The sequence below is a fragment of the Flavobacterium sp. W20_MBD1_R3 genome, from assembly GCF_052119725.1.
Classification (GTDB): Bacteria; Bacteroidota; Bacteroidia; order Flavobacteriales; family Flavobacteriaceae; genus Flavobacterium.
Window position 1 is genome coordinate 706,186 of sequence record NZ_JBGQOR010000001.1, and the last position, 17,486, is coordinate 723,671.

Annotated in this window: 10 protein-coding genes; 2 read left to right on the forward strand and 8 right to left on the reverse strand. The window is 35.3% G+C overall.

All coding sequences use genetic code 11. The features are described 5' to 3' along the window. Positions 1-5: 5 nt before the first annotated feature. The 7 genes from ACEN2F_RS02925 to ACEN2F_RS02955 form a co-directional block, all read right to left on the reverse strand. Positions 6-1,628 (reverse strand): BCCT family transporter, encoded by a 1,623-nt coding sequence (locus ACEN2F_RS02925; RefSeq protein WP_441735812.1) that lies wholly within the window; start codon positions 1,626-1,628, stop codon positions 6-8. Between the two features lie 59 nt (positions 1,629-1,687). Continuing rightward, a complete protein-coding gene (locus ACEN2F_RS02930) occupies positions 1,688-2,839 on the reverse strand; it encodes a hypothetical protein (protein WP_441735815.1) in 1,152 nt (383 codons plus the stop codon). A 764-nt stretch (positions 2,840-3,603) separates the two neighbouring features. Next, positions 3,604-4,518, reverse strand: a complete 915-nt coding sequence (locus tag ACEN2F_RS02935; RefSeq protein WP_441735818.1) for a YihY/virulence factor BrkB family protein — start codon at positions 4,516-4,518, stop codon at positions 3,604-3,606. Positions 4,519-4,971: 453 nt separating this feature from the next. Beyond that, positions 4,972-6,513 carry an acyl-CoA carboxylase subunit beta gene (locus ACEN2F_RS02940; RefSeq protein ID WP_441735821.1) on the reverse strand — a complete coding sequence of 514 codons (1,542 nt, stop codon included), beginning with the start codon at positions 6,511-6,513 and terminating at the stop codon, positions 4,972-4,974. 108 nt (positions 6,514-6,621) lie between these two features. Next, a complete protein-coding gene (accC, locus tag ACEN2F_RS02945) occupies positions 6,622-8,061 on the reverse strand; it encodes an acetyl-CoA carboxylase biotin carboxylase subunit (RefSeq protein WP_441735824.1) in 1,440 nt (479 codons plus the stop codon). 84 nt (positions 8,062-8,145) lie between these two features. Further along, positions 8,146-8,631 carry an acetyl-CoA carboxylase biotin carboxyl carrier protein subunit gene (locus tag ACEN2F_RS02950; protein WP_441735827.1) on the reverse strand — a complete coding sequence of 162 codons (486 nt, stop codon included), beginning with the start codon at positions 8,629-8,631 and terminating at the stop codon, positions 8,146-8,148. A gap of 101 nt (positions 8,632-8,732) precedes the next feature. Next, complete coding sequence (locus ACEN2F_RS02955; RefSeq protein ID WP_441735829.1) at positions 8,733-10,934, reverse strand: B12-binding domain-containing radical SAM protein; 2,202 nt, start codon at positions 10,932-10,934, stop codon at positions 8,733-8,735. A gap of 327 nt (positions 10,935-11,261) precedes the next feature. Here ACEN2F_RS02955 and ACEN2F_RS02960 point away from each other — a divergent pair, with 327 nt between their 5' ends. Continuing rightward, positions 11,262-14,423, forward strand: a complete 3,162-nt coding sequence (locus ACEN2F_RS02960; protein WP_441735831.1) for a T9SS type B sorting domain-containing protein — start codon at positions 11,262-11,264, stop codon at positions 14,421-14,423. Positions 14,424-14,430: 7 nt separating this feature from the next. Here the strand turns inward: ACEN2F_RS02960 and ACEN2F_RS02965 are convergent, their stop codons facing one another. Next, on the reverse strand, positions 14,431-15,714 hold the full coding sequence (locus ACEN2F_RS02965) for an MFS transporter (protein ID WP_441735834.1): 1,284 nt from the start codon (positions 15,712-15,714) through the stop codon (positions 14,431-14,433). Positions 15,715-15,817: 103 nt separating this feature from the next. Here ACEN2F_RS02965 and bshC point away from each other — a divergent pair, with 103 nt between their 5' ends. Continuing rightward, complete coding sequence (bshC, locus tag ACEN2F_RS02970; RefSeq protein WP_441735837.1) at positions 15,818-17,407, forward strand: bacillithiol biosynthesis cysteine-adding enzyme BshC; 1,590 nt, start codon at positions 15,818-15,820, stop codon at positions 17,405-17,407. Positions 17,408-17,486: the final 79 nt, after the last annotated feature.

Here is a 17,486-nt window from a genome sequence, read left to right on the forward strand (position 1 = left end):
ATAAGTTATTTAATGGTGTTTTGCTTACTATTTCGTTTATTTACGATATCAGAAACTATTTCCTCGTAATTCTCAAGTTCTTTTTGGGATTCCCGCTTTTGCAGTTTTTTCAAGTCTTCGCTTAAACCTTTATAAAGGGAGAAGCACATGATGATTAAAATTATAGCAAAAGGCAACCCGGTTACAATAGTGGCCGTTTGAAGAGCCTGTAATCCACCACCTATCAATAAAACTGCCGCAACTCCACCTTCGGCAAGAGCCCAAAATATTCTTTGGCCAACAGGAGCATCAATTTTTCCTCCGGAAGTTAAATTATCTACCACTAACGACCCGGAATCAGAAGAAGTAATAAAGAATCCCGCAATTAAAATTATGGCAATAATGTTAAGAATAAAAGCAAAAGGATAATCTTCTAAAAATACAAATAAAGCAGTCGCAACATTATCATTCACAGCATCTGCAATAGTATTATCCCCAAGAAGTGTCTGGTGTAGAGCCGTACTTCCAAAAGCAGAAATCCAGAAAAAAGTAACAATTGAAGGCACTAATAAAACACCTAAAATGAATTCTCGAACTGTACGCCCTTTTGAAATACGAGCAATAAACATCCCTACAAAAGGAGACCAAGCAATCCACCATCCCCAGTAAAAAACAGTCCAAGCATTTTGCCAGTTGCCCTCAGTATAACTTTCTGTCCAAGTAGCAGCTTCAAGAAAACCAGATAAATAATTTCCTGTGTTCTGTACAAAGGATTTAAAGATAAATATCGTTGGTCCTAATATTAACACAATCAAAAGAAATAGCACTGCTACTCTCATATTCCATTCACTCAAAACTCTCACACCTTTATCTACTCCTAAAACAACTGAAATGGTTGCAATCAAGGTTATTCCAGCGATTAATATAATTTGAGTTTGCACGCCGCTATCAACTCCAAAAAGGTGATTTAATCCTGCTGCTATTTGTTGAACACCCATTCCTAAAGAAGTAGCAAGTCCAAATAAAGTGGCAAGTACTGCAAAGATATCGATGGCATCCCCAATTTTTCCGTAAATTCTATCTCCTAAATAAGGATAAAAAATTGATCTAATCGTAAGAGGAAGTCCACGGGAATAGGTGAAATATGCAAGGGATAATCCTACTAATGCATAAACGGCCCAAGCGTGAAAACCCCAGTGCAAAAAGGTAAATTTCATAGCTTCCTTAGCTGCCTCAGCTGTACCGCCTTCTGCCATTGGTGGACTCAAAAAATGATAAATGGGTTCTGAAATACTCCAAAACAACAATCCAATTCCCATTCCCGCACTAAATAGCATTGCGAACCACGAAAGTGTTTTGAATTCAGGCTTAGCATTTTGCCCTCCAATTCTTAAGTATCCAAATTTACTAAAGGCCAGATAAATCATAAATATTAGAAAAACATTTACGCTTAATATAAAAAACCAACCCGCCTTATTTGCAACAAAATTTTGAGTTTCGGTAAAAAATTGCTCTGCCCCTTCCTTAAACATAAGGGTTAATGTTATAATAATGATGATGATAATTGCGGAAGTGAAAAACACGGGTCCATTTACATCCAATCCAAAAATGGATTTTTTCTCATCACTCCGTATAATTTTCTTAGCCATGTACAATATTGTTTTTAATTTAATTTATTTTTTTAACACGCTCTGCTTTATTTTTAGACCTAAAAATAGTAACCTACATTAATATTAAATCTTGCTTCCCATTTAGCGTCAGGGTTTCCTTTAGCAAAATCATCTACAAAATTACCACCAAGCCAAGAGTGATTATATCCCGCTGCATAGTCGATATAAGTATAAACGTTACCTGCAGAAATTAAAACTCCCGTTACATTCATGTACGAATCAGTAAATCCTTCTACTTTTTTCTCCATATAGGCAAAGTCATTATAAAATTGCAGATTTGAAATAGGCCCCAATGCTACAGGAACATTTCTGGAGATCCCTAAAGAATACATATTAAAATTAGCCGCAACTTCATAAGGCGCGCCATACGCGGCCATTGTAACTACATCTCTGGACTCTCCGTCAGCGTTTTCAGGATTGTGTGATGCTGTAATAAATTGAGCTTTTCCATTCCATTTTCCCTTAGTAATTTCATAATGTGCAGCAAATGCACTATGATCTCCCACTTCTTCGGTATCAATGTTATATAACCCCCCATGTTCTAGAGAAAGACCAAATCTACTTGCGGTTTCTTTTCCAAATTTGTAAACAATTTTTCCGTTAAATTGATTTACTTCCTTGTTTCTGCCGGCGATATCGTAAGCATATCGGCTTGAAGAAACTTCTGAATTACTTCCAAAGCTATATTCTTCTGCGTTTTTGAAAAATGCTAATTGATATTCAAATTTCTCTCCTGTATGCATGTACTTAACACCCATATCATGGTCATCTTCCAACCCTACATAATAGGTCATATTAAAAAACCAGTTGTTTGAATTGTATTGTTGAATACCGAAAGGCACTTGTGTTAACCCAACGTGAATTTGATCCTGTTCAGTAAAATTGTAACCCAGCCAACCCTGTTTTAAGAATCCACCACCAAACTCTTCCGAATACAACCTGTATTCAGCATCAAAAAATATTCCCTTGTAAGAACCTTTCGCATTTATCCTGAACATATCATATCCAAAATCGCCTCCGCGTTTTTTCTGACCTTCTTTCCATGAAGACAAATTATAATTGAAACGCAATGCTCCTCCAATTTTGAGTTCTGGTTTGTCCTGAGCCATTACAGGAAATGCAAATAGAATTGTTAAAATCGAAAGATAAAGAGTTTTCGATAATTGTAAATGAGTAATTTTTTCTAACATATATTTATTAAAAAAGTTAATTAATGGTGTCTAAAATTATAGAATGTTTAAAAAGGTAATACAGTAATTTTTATTAATTACTGACCACTTTTTGTACAAATAATTGTAAACAAAATAATAGTAAACACTAGTAGATAAATACCATTGCAGGTATTGCAAAAAAAACTTAAATGAGTAAATGATTAAAAATATTTAATCAAAATCAACCTGTTTGATCAGAACCAGTCTTAAAAAAGTAAAATATTGGGGTACAAAAGTAAGTAATAAAGTAGGTTAACAACTCTTTCTTTTTGAATAAAAAATATTTTAGAGAATATCACAGTAATGAAAACTAAAAAGTGTCTAGAGTGCATTTATATTGCTAAAATATTGATATTACAAGAGATGAAAAAAGATGCAAAATAGAAATTCTGTTGATTATTATCTAAAAATAAAATAATATTCACCTGATAATCTACGAAATACTCTAAAAAATCGCGTAATATTGTATGATTTTCTAAAAAATTAATTTTTTAAGCTCATTCTATTAACAAAAATAAATTAGTTACAATTAAGCTAGTTGTAAAAAACTAATTACGATAAAATCATTGGTAGGGAAAGGTTAATCTAACGATTTTTGGAGCTTTAATTAATAACTAAAAACGATTTTGAAAAGGAGATTTTGAAAATTACAATTAGAGACAAAACACCCAAAACTAAATTTTGATCAAAACTGATATAAAAAAGTACATCATCACTCGTAATAATATACCGATTAAAAAGTATTACTTCTTGAGCTCGACAACCTCTACCTTAATTCCAACCGAATAAGCATTCGGAATAATCTTTGTCCCATGCGCATTGGCATATACTTTCGTGAATTCTGCACCAAAATATAGAATAATTGCCGAATAATATACCCAAATTAAAATGATTATTACAGATCCAGCAGCACCGTAAACAGTCGCTACCGTTGAACTTCCTAAATAAAAACCAATTGCAAATTTGCCAAACATAAAGAAAAAAGAGGTAAAACTAGAACCAATCAAAGCATCTTTCCAAGCAATATTTCCATCTGGTAAGGTTTTGAAAATAATAGCAAACAACATTGTTGTCGTGGCAAATAATATTACAATATTAAAAACATAAAATATATAAACTGTCGTATCAGGAAAGTAGATCAGCAATCTCGTATTTACGAGATCCATCACGGTATTGACCATTAAACTAACCATTAATAAAAAACCAACAGAGGCAATCATGGAAAAAGACATAAGTCTGTTTTTAACAAATTTTAAGATTCCTTTGTTTGGTTTTGCTTTTAAACCCCAAATAAAATTTATGGAGCTTTGAATCTCAGCAAACACGCCAGATGCGCCTATTAACAACATTATCCCTCCAAAGATTGCCGCAAAGGTATTACTATCTGATAATTCAATGTTCTTAATAGTTTCCTGAATTTGAATAGCTGCTTCATTTCCAACCATACCATTTATTTGTCCAAAAAAACGTCCTGTAACCGCTTCTTTTCCAAAGAAAAAGCTGAAAATCGACATGATAATTATCAATAAAGGCGGTAGCGAAAATATAGTGTAATACGATAATGAAGCACTTAATTTTATTGCATTATCGTTGTCAAATTCCCGATAGGTCCGTTTTAATAAGGCCCAGCTTAAGGTTATCGTTTCTTTACGCTTCATTTATTTTATTTTATTTTCTTTATTTTTTGTACCTCCCAAAAACACATATTACTAACTTCTTAGAAACTACGTTTTTTGGTTTTATACTAATTCAAAAAAAGGATGCGCAAAAATAAGTGTTTTTCTACTAAATCAGTTTTCGAAAGCTCATTTCTTTACTAAACGATTAGGAATAAAAATACGATTATAAAGCATAGTTCTTACTATTCAAAATAAGAAACAGCATTTTGGCTTACTTTTCACAAACCTCAGTTACGAATACCAACAGTTTATACTCTTTCAATATTAAAAGAATGAACACCTCTTGCTTGCTATCCTTTGATTTATCCTTCTTAAAAACAAGAAAACAATAAAAATACTATCTCTAAAACAGAGCTTAACAGAAGTACCAATAGTATCGTGTTAAACAAGAAAAACCACCTTCTCAGGTGGTTTTTCGATTCTCATAAAACACTACAACGGAATATTTCCGTGTTTTCTATTTGGAGTCACACTTTCTTTATTTTCAAGCATACTAAATGCTTTTATCAGTTTGCGTCTGGTGTCTTGCGGCAAGATTACCTCGTCTACAAAACCACGTTGTGCTGCAGTATATGGATTAGCGAACAAATCCGCATATTCCGTTTCTTTTTCCAATAGTTTGTCAGCAGGATTTTCAGATTCGTTGATTTCTTTCTTGAAAATAATCTCAGATGCTCCTTTGGCTCCCATCACAGCAATTTCAGCGCTGGGCCAAGCAAAATTCATATCGGCACCAATGTGTTTCGAGTTCATTACATCGTATGCGCCGCCGTATGCCTTACGGGTAATCACGGTCACACGCGGCACGGTTGCTTCGCTAAGCGCATATAATAATTTAGCTCCGTGAACGATAATTCCGTTCCATTCTTGGTCTGTTCCCGGTAAAAATCCCGGTACATCTACCAAAACTAATAAAGGAATATTAAAACAATCGCAAAAACGAGTGAAGCGAGCTGCTTTTTTCGAGCTGTTTACATCCAGACAACCCGCTAAAATCATAGGTTGGTTGGCTATAATCCCGATGCTTTTTCCTCCCAATCGAGCAAAACCCACCAAGATATTTTCAGCATAATTTTTATGAATTTCATAAAACGACTCTTCATCAATAATACCGCCAATCACCTCGTGCATATCGTATGGTTTGTTGGGATTATCTGGAATAATAGTCGCTAATTTGCTACGAACCTCATCAGTAAGTTCATAAGGTAAATTGTGTGCTTTTTCTTTGTTGCTTTGTGGTAAATAACTCAACAAGCGCTTCAAATCTTCCAAGCATTCCACATCATTGGTAGATGTGATATGCGCCACGCCCGATTTAGTAGAATGCGTACTCGCACCACCCAATTCCTCTGAGGTTACCGTTTCATTCGTCACCGTTTTCACGACATTCGGGCCTGTTACAAACATGTAACTAGTATCTTCGACCATCATAGTAAAATCAGTCATTGCAGGAGAGTATACCGCTCCACCGGCACAGGGCCCCATAATTGCGGAAATTTGCGGAATTACACCGCTAGCTTGCACATTTCGATAAAAAATATCGGCATAACCACCCAAAGAACGAACACCTTCCTGAATTCGAGCGCCGCCAGAGTCATTCAGTCCAATCATCGGTGCGCCCATTTTGACTGCCATATCCATAACTTTACAAATCTTTTCAGCATGAGTTTCAGATAATGATCCCCCAAAAACCGTAAAATCCTGTGCAAAAATATAGACTAATCGCCCGTTTACGGTACCATATCCTGTAATAACCCCATCACCAAAAAAAAGTTCTTTTTGCATACCAAAATCAGAAGTACGGTGTGTTACCAACATCCCAATTTCTTCAAAAGAACCGTCGTCCATCAAATAATTGACACGTTCTCTGGCTGTTAGTTTTTTATTGGAATGTTGTTTTGCAATTCTGTTTTTACCGCCACCCAAATGTGCTTCGGCAATTTTATCATTTAAAGTATCTATTTTATCTTTCATATTTATTTTTTTGACCGCCAATTCACAAATTTTATTCAAAGCCTATTAAGAATTTCATTTTCAACAAAACCTGAATTTCCTTAATCTCTCAACGGTTAAATGAATATTTTAATTTAGTAAGCGTACGATTTTTTGATCTTCAAAATACTGTTTCAACGCTACCAAAGCAGCAATTTCAGCTTCTTGCGCCATTTGCTTTTTTAATATATCAGCGTTATAATAGTTCTTCACAAAATGCGTGTCAAACTTTCCAGAACGAAATGCCTCATGTTCAAAAACAAATTTCCCGAAAGGTAATGTAGTCTCAACACCCACCACATGATAGTCTTCAATGGCCTTTATCATAATTTGAATCGCTTCCTCTCGGGTTTCTCCATAGGTAATCAATTTGGCTAACATCGGATCATAATAAATGGGAATATCCATCCCCTGCTCAAAACCATTATCCACACGAATTCCTTCGCCAACAGGCAATTTATATACATCCAAATGACCTACACTTGGCAAGAAATCATTCATCGGATCTTCGGCATATACACGTAATTCCATTGCATGTCCTTTTATTTTTAAATCTTCTTGTTTCATTGCTAATGCTTCACCTCTGGCCACTCTGATTTGCAATTCTACCAAATCAGTTCCTGTAATCAATTCTGTAACAGGGTGTTCCACCTGCAAACGAGTATTCATTTCTAAGAAGTAAAAATTATTGTTTTCGTCCAATAAAAATTCGACAGTTCCAGCTCCTAAATAATCACAGGATTTAGCAACCAAAACAGCTGCTTCGCCCATTTTTATGCGCAATTCTGGTGTTAAAACAGAAGAAGGCGCTTCTTCTATTACTTTTTGGTGACGACGCTGGATGCTACATTCTCTTTCGAATAAATACAGCACATTGCCGTGACTATCCGCCATAACTTGAATTTCGATATGTCTGGGCGAGCCTACATATTTTTCGATAAAAACGGAACCATCACCAAAAGCAGCAATCGCTTCGCTGATGGCGCGATCCATTTGAGATTCGAAATCAGCTTCACTTTCTACCACACGCATTCCTTTTCCGCCACCTCCTGCAGAGGCTTTAATCAGAATTGGAAAACCAATTTTTTTGGCAACCACTTTCGCTTTTTCGACATCCGTAATGGCTTGGTCAAAACCGGGAACCATAGGAATATTGTATTTCTTAACAGCCTCTTTGGCCGCTAATTTACTTCCCATGATTTTTATCGCTTTCGACTTTGGACCAATAAAAATAATGTTGTTTTTCTCCGCTTCTTCAGCAAAATCAGCATTTTCACTCAGGAAACCATAACCGGGATGAATCGCATCCACGTTTAATGATTTTGCAACTTCTATAATTTTACTTCCCAATAAATACGATTGATTTGAAGGTGACTCCCCAATCCAAACGGCTTCATCAGCAAATTTTACGTGCGGTGCATTTCTGTCGGCAGTAGAATATACTGCTACAGTTTTAATGCCCATTTTTTGTGCGGTTTTCATCACTCTTATGGCGATTTCACCTCTATTGGCAACTAATATTTTTTTCATATTTAATTAAGACTAAAAGAATAAAGACCGCTTCGCTGCAGGAGTAAAGAAATATAAATTCTTGGTTCTTTTTCTCTTGTATCTTTACTCGAATTCAATTAACAACTGTCCTTTATCCACGGCATCTCCCATCATAACTGATATAGTTTTGATAACCCCATCTCGTGGAGAAAGAAAACTATTTTCCATTTTCATAGCACCCAAGATAATCAGATTGTCATTCTCTTGAACGGTTTGTCCAACAACCACACTAATTTCCAGAATCAATCCGGGCATAGGTGCTTTGATAAAATTGACTAGTTTAGTGAGTCCTGTTTCGAATCCCATTTCCTTAATCAAAATATCCAAAGGATTAGATATAGCAACGGTGTACGTGTTGTTGTTAACCTTGACGGTATAGCTTTTTTGAAGAAAATCAGAGGTAATGATTTCCGCTAGATAAGGAGTGTTTTCGTGTAAAACATGAAACTTATTTGGTTCCACACTTACTGCATCCAGTTGTGAAATACTTTTCTTTTCCAAATCAAAATGAAAAGTGTCATTTACATTAACTTTATAACCAATACTCATTTGCTTTTATTTTATGGTCGTAAAAATAGGTAAAAGAAAACGTTTTCGTAAACCAAAGAAGAAAATTTTATGCTAATTTAGTATAGGTCTTAAAAATAAAATTATAATACTAACAACCCATATTCTCGTAGTGTTTTAATTGGTTTAGAATACCAAAACAATTCAAAGTCCTCCAGATGTGTTTCGAAATCAACTTTAACTTCTTGAAATGTATAAATTTTCGCATTGGAAACAGCGATTTTTTGGAGTATTTCAACCAGCCATTCTCCCTCGATTTTACCTGTTTGAATACTGAAACTCTCTTTTTTATCATGAAAAGTTAACGTCATCAACTCCCAAGAATTTCCTTTTTTAGATTTAGTAAAATGTTCCACAAATGATTTTCCTCCTAACCAAACGATTTTAGCTGTAGGCTTACTATTGAAATCATTTTCTTCGTGTAATGCATCAAAAATAAAATCAGGCGAAATTTTAGTCTTCGGAATTTTAAACTCAAACCAATCCTGCAATTCATAGTCAAAACAGATTCCGTGCATGAAGTTGAACAAGGATTTCTTCAGTCCAAAACTGAATTTATCATGGTCAATTCCTGTAGCATCCGTATAATTAATATCGTTATTGGCGAAAGTTCCAATGATTTCAGTTTCTTTTACCACACCAAATTTCTCTGGATACAACCCCACTGGACTGTGCGCGGTCATTGCAAATTGGTGCCAAAATCCGGATTGCAAAACACCTACTTCAAATAATTGACGCACCATTTCGAGACTATCCACTGTTTCCTGAATGGTTTGTGTAGGATAACCATACATTAAATACGCATGAACCATAACGCCTGCTTCAGTTAAATTTCGGGTGACTTTAGCCACTTGCTCTACCGTTACGCCTTTATCAATCAATTTTAATAATCTATCAGAAGCTACTTCGAGACCGCCAGAAACGGCGATACAACCAGAAGCTTTTAGAAGCAGACATAAATCTTTGGTGAAACTTTTTTCGAATCGAATGTTGGTCCACCACGTGACCGCTAATTTCCTCCTAAGAATTTCGAGTGCCAAAGCACGCATCAAAGCCGGAGGTGCGGCTTCATCTACAAAATGAAAACCGTTTTCGCCTGTTTGGGCAATCATTTCCTCCATTCTGTCGCACAATAAATTGGCTGCAACGGGTTCGTAGATTTTGATGTAATCTAATGAAATATCACAAAACGTACATTTACCCCAATAGCAACCGTGCGCCATGGTGAGTTTGTTCCAACGTCCATCGCTCCACATACGGTGCATGGGGTTCACAATTTCGATAACCGAAATGTATTTATCCAAAAGCAAATCCGAATAATCAGGCGTTCCTACTTGTGCTTGCTTATAATCGTGTTTTAGTGAATTATTTTTGTACGCGACTTTTCCGTTTTCTAAAAGGAATGTTCGTTTATATTGCTTCTCGACTACGTTCGAAGTAACCGCATTTATTAGTTCTTCAATAGGTGCTTCGCCATCATCTAAAGTAATAAAATCGAAAAATTCAAACACTCTAGCATCCGAAAGTGAACGCAATTCCGTATTTGGGAAACCGCCACCCGCTGAAATTTTAATATCCGGACAGTGCTTTTTTACCCATTGTGCGCAGCGAAAAGCAGAGTATAAATTCCCGGGAAACGGAATTGAAATCAGGAAAAATGTAGGCTGTATGGTTTCAATCTTTTCTTTTAAAACTGAAAGAAGAATAGCATCAATATAGGTAGGTTCCTGCTGTAAGGCGTCATATAATTCGTCAAAAGAATTTGCACTTCGGCCCAAACGTTCTGCATAGCGGCTGAAACCAAAATTAGCATCGACACATTCCACAATAAAATCCGAAATATCTTCGAGATACAAAGTCGCTAAATGTTTCGCTTTGTCTTGCGTTCCCATTGTACCGAAAGCCCAATCGAGTTCTTCTAATTGTGCAAAACGGGACGCTTCCGGCAAGAAATCTTCCTGACAAATTTGAAGTGCTAATGTTGGATTTTTCCCTTGAAGGAAAGCAATAACAGGATCTATAGTTTTAAGGTATTCATCTTGCAAAGCATAAATACGTTTAGAATTATCTGAGATTTCTCCAACGCTAAACTTTAAACTTGCGACTTTAAACAAATTTTCAAGTCCTTCTTTCGAAAATAATTTTAAAATCACTTCGATACCTAAATCCGCCTGAACAGACTCGATGTTTTTGGTATTCAGAAACCCTTTGATATAAGCGGTTGCCGGATAAGGTGTATTAAGTTGGGTAAAAGGCGGCGTGATGAGAAATAATTTGGTTTTCAAAAGAAATAAGTTTTATGCAAAAATAAGGGATAATTCTGTTCTTTTCACAAAAGTAAAAGCCTTCATTATTATTTATTCTTTGGATTCAAATATAATACAAAGCTATTTCTAGTTTTTATATAATCTGTAGATATTTAATTACATTTACGCTTGTTTAAATTATAAAAATGAATCTAAAATCACTCTTCCTGTTTTATTAACAACCTACTTTCATATACTCTAAAATAGAAATCAAACCATCGCAAATTACAAGCCCAAAACTAAATGATAAAAAAAATAAAACTCATTATATTCTCTTTAATAATTACAATCTTTTTTCCTGTCAAAATGAGTTCTCAAACTATTCAATGGCAAAAAACAATCGGAGGTAATGATTATGATTGGAGTGATTTTATAGAAGTATCAAATGATGGCAATTATATTTTGGGAGGATACTCTTATTCTAATATATCAGATGAAAAAAGTGAAAATTCGAGAGGTGAAGGTGATTACTGGTTTATTAAAATTGACGATACTTCTGGTAATTTATTATGGCAAAAAACAATTGGCGGAAACCGTTTTGACCATTTAACATCTGGAAAAGAAACAAAAGATGGAGGTTATATTCTTGGCGGCTATAGCTCTTCTGGAATATCTGGAGAAAAAACGCAAAGCTCAAGAGGAGCTGATGATTATTGGATCGTTAAACTTGATGTTAACAGAAATATAATTTGGGATAAAACTTTTGGTGGAACGGGTGTAGATCGATTAACATCAATTATTGAAACTTCTGATGGTGGTTACCTCATGGGAGGTTCATCAGATTCTAACATCTCAGGTGAAAAAACGGAGAATTCTCGCGGTAGTCTTGATATGTGGATCATTAAAACTGACTCTTCCGGAAATATAATGTGGCAAAAAACATTTGGAGGAAGTGGTAGTGATTGGGTCCAATCTATGGTAAAAACACCCGATGGTGGTTATCTAATAGCGGGATCTTCTCTTTCAAACATTTCAGGTGACAAAACTCAAAATTCAAGAGGCGGAAGTGATTATTGGATTTTAAAAATAGATAGTTCAGGAGCTATAGTCTGGCAAAAAACCATCGGAGGAAATAACGGGGATTATGCGAAATCATTACTAGTAACCTCCGATGGGAACTACCTTATAGGAGGCAATTCGTTTTCTACTATTTCTGGAGAAAAAACTGAAAACAAAATCAACAACTCTGATGATGCTTGGCTTGTAAAATTAAACAACGATGGACAAATTCTCTGGCAAAAAGTCATTGGAGCAAATGATACGGAATCATTATCCGATATTCGAATGACCTCCGACAATGGTTTTATTCTTGGGATCATGTCTTATTCAGGGATTTCAGGTTATAAAACAGAAATATCAAGAGGAGATAGGGACTATTGGATAGTAAAACTCGATTCTAACGGTAAATTTGAATGGGATAAAACCATAGGAGGTGATAGTCTTGACCAAAGCCAATCCATAGTTCAAGCCAAAGATGGAGGCTATGTAACGCTAGGCTGGTCACAATCTAATATATCCGGAGATAAAACAGAAAATAAAAGTGGATTACAAGACTTTTGGGTTGTCAAACTCAAAATGTGTTCTCAAAATCTATCGGCAACCAGTAATTCTCCAATGTGTATTGGAAATACTATAGAACTAAAAGCATCCGGCGGAACAAATTATGCTTGGACGGGACCAAACGGATTCACATCAATGGAACAAAATCCAACAATCCCTAATGCAACAGCTCTAAACAGCGGTCAATATAGTTGTAACATTACCGGAACTGGTGGTTGTGACGATACAAAAACAGTTGATATAATTGTTGGTGATATTGAATCGCCAATTCCTAATCTTACTGTACTTCCTATAGTTAACGGTGATTGTAATACTGTAATTACTACAATACCAACAGCAACCGATAGTTGTGCAGGAGCGATTACAGCAACAACTGCAAATGCACTTTCGTATAACCTACCCGGAACTTATACTGTGGTTTGGAATTATAATGATGGAAACGGAAATACATCAACACAAAACCAAACCATCACAATTAGTAATCAGCCGGTACCAACTTCAACTTCTCCACAAACTTTCTGCGTCCAACAAAACGCGACTTTAAGCGAGATTTCAATTATAGGTCAAAATATAAAATGGTATGATGCTTTAACAAATGGAACTCTTTTATCAGACACAACTCCACCACAAAACGGAACCACTTATTATGCATCACAAACCATTAGTGGCTGCGAAAGTGAAAGAATTCCTGTCCTAATAAATATCCAAAATACTCCTGCTCCAACAGGAACTACAAATCAAACATTGTGTTCCAGTCAAAATCCAACTCTAGAAACTATTGTAATTTCAGGAAATGCGATAAAATGGTATAATAGTTTTGGAGTTCTTTTGTCCAATTCAACTTCTTTGCAAGACGGCATGACCTATTATGCTTCGCAAACAGAAAACAATTGCGAAAGTCCTAATAAATTAGCTGTTACCATTTCACTTACAAACACTTTGCCCGCAAATAATTATGAAGAATTATTTTGTGCTGATTTGAATGATGGATCAGAGAAAGTGAATTTATCAGTTTACGATTCTAAATTAGTTTCAAATACTTCAGGATATACTTTTTCTTATTATTCGACTTTTTTAGGTGCGGAAAATCAATTGACAGGTAATCAAATAACTAATTTTTTAAATTACAAATTAGCTTTAGGTGAGAACAAAATTTACGTTCGCATCAATTCAACTACGCCTTGTTATGCCATTGTTGAGTTGAAATTAACTCTCCTTGCAAAACCAGTTATTTCAATTCCTGACGTTGTTCCCATTTGTGAAAACAATTCCATTACTATTGATGCCGGTTCCGGTTTTGATACTTATTTATGGTCAACCGGTGCAACGACATCTTCAATACTTGTTGCAAATCCAGGAAATTATTCCGTTACCGTTACTACTAATTACAGTACAATTTCGTGTTCGACTACAAAGAATTTTGAAATACGAAAATCAAACGTTGCCACTATAAATTCTGTAGAGACGAAAGATTGGACCGACAATCAAAATATCATTACCGTTTTTGCATCTGGAGCAGGTGATTTTGAATATTCAATTGATGGTGTTCATTTTCAGGACAGCAGTCAATTTTCGGCATTGTATAGTGGCGAATATACCGTACATGTCAGAGACAAAAATGGTTGTGGAACTGCCACAGATCACGTTTTTTTATTAATGTACCCAAAATACTTTACCCCAAATGATGATGGTTTTAATGATACTTGGAATATTAAATTTTCAGATCTGGAAACCAACTTGACTATAAAAATATTTGACCGTTATGGAAAATTAATCAAAGAATTAATTCAAAACGGATCTTGGAACGGAACCATGAATGGCTATCAACTTCCATCAGATGATTATTGGTTTATAGCAACCAGAACTGATGGAACAGTATATCGAGGTCATTTTAGTTTAAAGCGATAGCAAAGCATCAGAACTTATGCTCTTCTTTGCTCACGATCAACAATGAAAATAAAGAAATACAGGCTGCCGTACTCAAGTAAAATCCAACATAGGTCAAACTATACTGTGTTGCAAGCCAAATCGCAATCATGGGTGCAAAAGCCGCCCCGATAATTCCTGCCATATTAAAGGCTAAAGAAGTTCCCGAATAACGAACGGATGTAGGAAACAGTTCCGATAAAAAAGTCCCCAAAGGGCCATATGTGAATCCCATCAGCGCCATACCAAAACACAAAAACAAAGTCACAAGAATTGGACTGCCCGAATTTAAGAAAAAAGAAAATGCAAAACCAAAAAGAGCAATCGCTGTCGTTGCATAAATAAGCATTTTTCTACGCCCAATACGATCCGCTACTATCGCCGAGACAGGAATAAAAAGTGCAAAAAACAGTACCGAAAACAATTGCATCAATAGGAAATCCCTTTTGGAATAACCCAAATCTGAAGTTGCCCAGCTAAGCGTGAAAACCGTCATGAGATAAAAAACCAAGAAAGTAGTAATCGCCGCAAATGTGCCAAAAATAAGTTGGTTTTTATAAAATTTGAGTAAAGTAAAAAATGGGATTTTAACCTCTTCTTTCTCTTTTTTAGCGTTTTCGAAAGCAGGAGTTTCATCAATTTTTAATCGGATATAGAAACCTATGACAACCAATAGCGAACTCCCTATAAACGGAATTCTCCAGCCGTAGTCCAAAAAAGCATCGGCACTCATCGTGTCTGTCAAAATCAAGAAGGTACCTCCTGAAAGCAACAAGCCTATTGGAGCTCCTAATTGCGGAAACATACCATACCAAGCACGTTTATTGGGTGGAGCATTTTCGATTGCTAATAAAACTGCTCCACCCCATTCGCCACCTAAACCAACTCCTTGACCAAAGCGGCAAAGCATCAGTAGTAGAGGAGCTGTAATTCCAATACTGGCATAACTTGGCAAAAAACCAATACAAACTGTTGAAATCCCCATTGTTAATAATGCAATTACTAAGGTGGCCTTACGTCCAATTTTATCACCATAATGGCCAAAGACCGCAGAACCTAGAGGTCGGGAAAGAAAAGCAATCGAAAAAGTTGCAAGAGATAGTAAAACAGAATTAGTGGTATCTGCAGAAGGAAAAAACAATTGAGGGAAAACTAAAACTGCTGCATTAGCGTAGATATAAAAATCAAAAAACTCTATAGTTGTACCAATTAAACTGCCAAAAAGAACATGTTTTAAAGAGTTTTTCCTCGTAAGCTTTAAATTATCTTTCATAAAATTGTTAATTTTTTTTGATAAAATTGAAACTATTTTTCGAAAGTAACAAATATTATAGTTCCAAAAATTTTTGGTAAATTAGCATCAAATAAAACCCCATATGCCAACCGACTGTATCACCTATCAAAATTCAGGATATTTCTCTTCTTTGATGAACGATTATTTAGATCAAAAAAACAATTTACACTCTCTATACAATAGATTTCCTACACTGGAAAACTTTGAAAACCAAATCCTTGAAAAGCAAAACAACTACGACAATAACAACAGATCCATTTTAGTTTCGGCTTTGCAAAAACAATATTTGAATGGTGAAACTTCGGTTTTGACCAACCAAAATATTGAAGCTTTGGCACTTCCAAATACATTTACGGTAACCACAGGCCATCAGCTAAATTTATTCAGTGGACCCTTGTATTTTTTATATAAGATTATTTCGACAATTAATTTGACAACCGAATTAAAAGCAACGTATCCAACATATAATTTTGTTCCCATTTATTGGATGGCAACCGAAGACCACGATTTTGAAGAAATCAATTATTTTAATTTTAAAGGTAAAAAATTTCGCTGGAACAAAGAAAGCACAGGACCTGTTGGCCGATTATCTACTGAAGGTTTAGCTGATTTTCTTGAGGTGTATGCACTAGAATTAGGTTCCGGTATAAATGCAGATACACTCAAAAAACTGTTTACTGATTCTTATCTGAATCATGATAATTTAGCTGATGCTACTAGATTTTTAGCAAACGAACTTTTTGGGGAGTATGGTTTAGTTATTTTAGATGCGGATAATTCCGACCTAAAACGAACTTTTATTCCTTTTGCAAAAGAAGAATTACTACACCAATCTTCGCATAAATTAGTCCTTGAAACTGCCGAAAAATTGAAAGATTACACCATTCAGGTGAATCCACGAGAAATTAATTTGTTTTATATCGAAGATGATATACGCGAACGCATCATCCTTGAAAATGGAATGTACAACGTAATCAACAGTAAAATTAAGTTTACAGAATCCGAAATTCTACACCTTTTAGAAACACATCCGGAGAAATTCAGCCCCAACGTAATTATGCGTCCGCTGTATCAAGAAGTGATTCTTCCTAATTTATGTTACGTGGGCGGTGGCGGAGAAATCGCCTATTGGCTGGAACTGAAATCTTTTTTTGCTGCTGCAAAAGTAACACTTCCGATACTGCTATTACGAAATTCTGCACTTCTTGCTACTGAAAAACAAGCCAAAAAAGCAGATAAACTGGATTTGACTTGGAGCGATTTATTTTCTAAACAAAACCAGTTAATGAATAATAAAACCAAGCAGATATCCGATTTCCCTATCGATTTAGCACATCTGAAAACCCAACTGCAAGAACAATTTAAAGCGCTGTATGAAGTCGCAAATAAAACAGATGAATCTTTCCTTGGAGCCATAAAAGCACAGGAAGCAAAACAAACCAAAGGATTAGAAAATCTCGAAAAGCGTTTGTTGAAAGCACAAAAGAGAAAACTGAGCGATATTTTACAACGCATCACCGACTTGCAGAACGACTTATTTCCCAACCAAAGTTTGCAAGAGCGTCAAACTAATTTTTCTGAATTTTATTTGGAGTATGGCAATGTAATTATTCCTACACTAATCAAACAACTCCAACCGCTGGATAACAAATTTGAAATTATTGTGTTATAATTCAAATCATACTTGTTTGAATATCATATTTGTAAAAATAATCAATAAAAAAATACTAATTTTGCGCAAAACTTAAAAA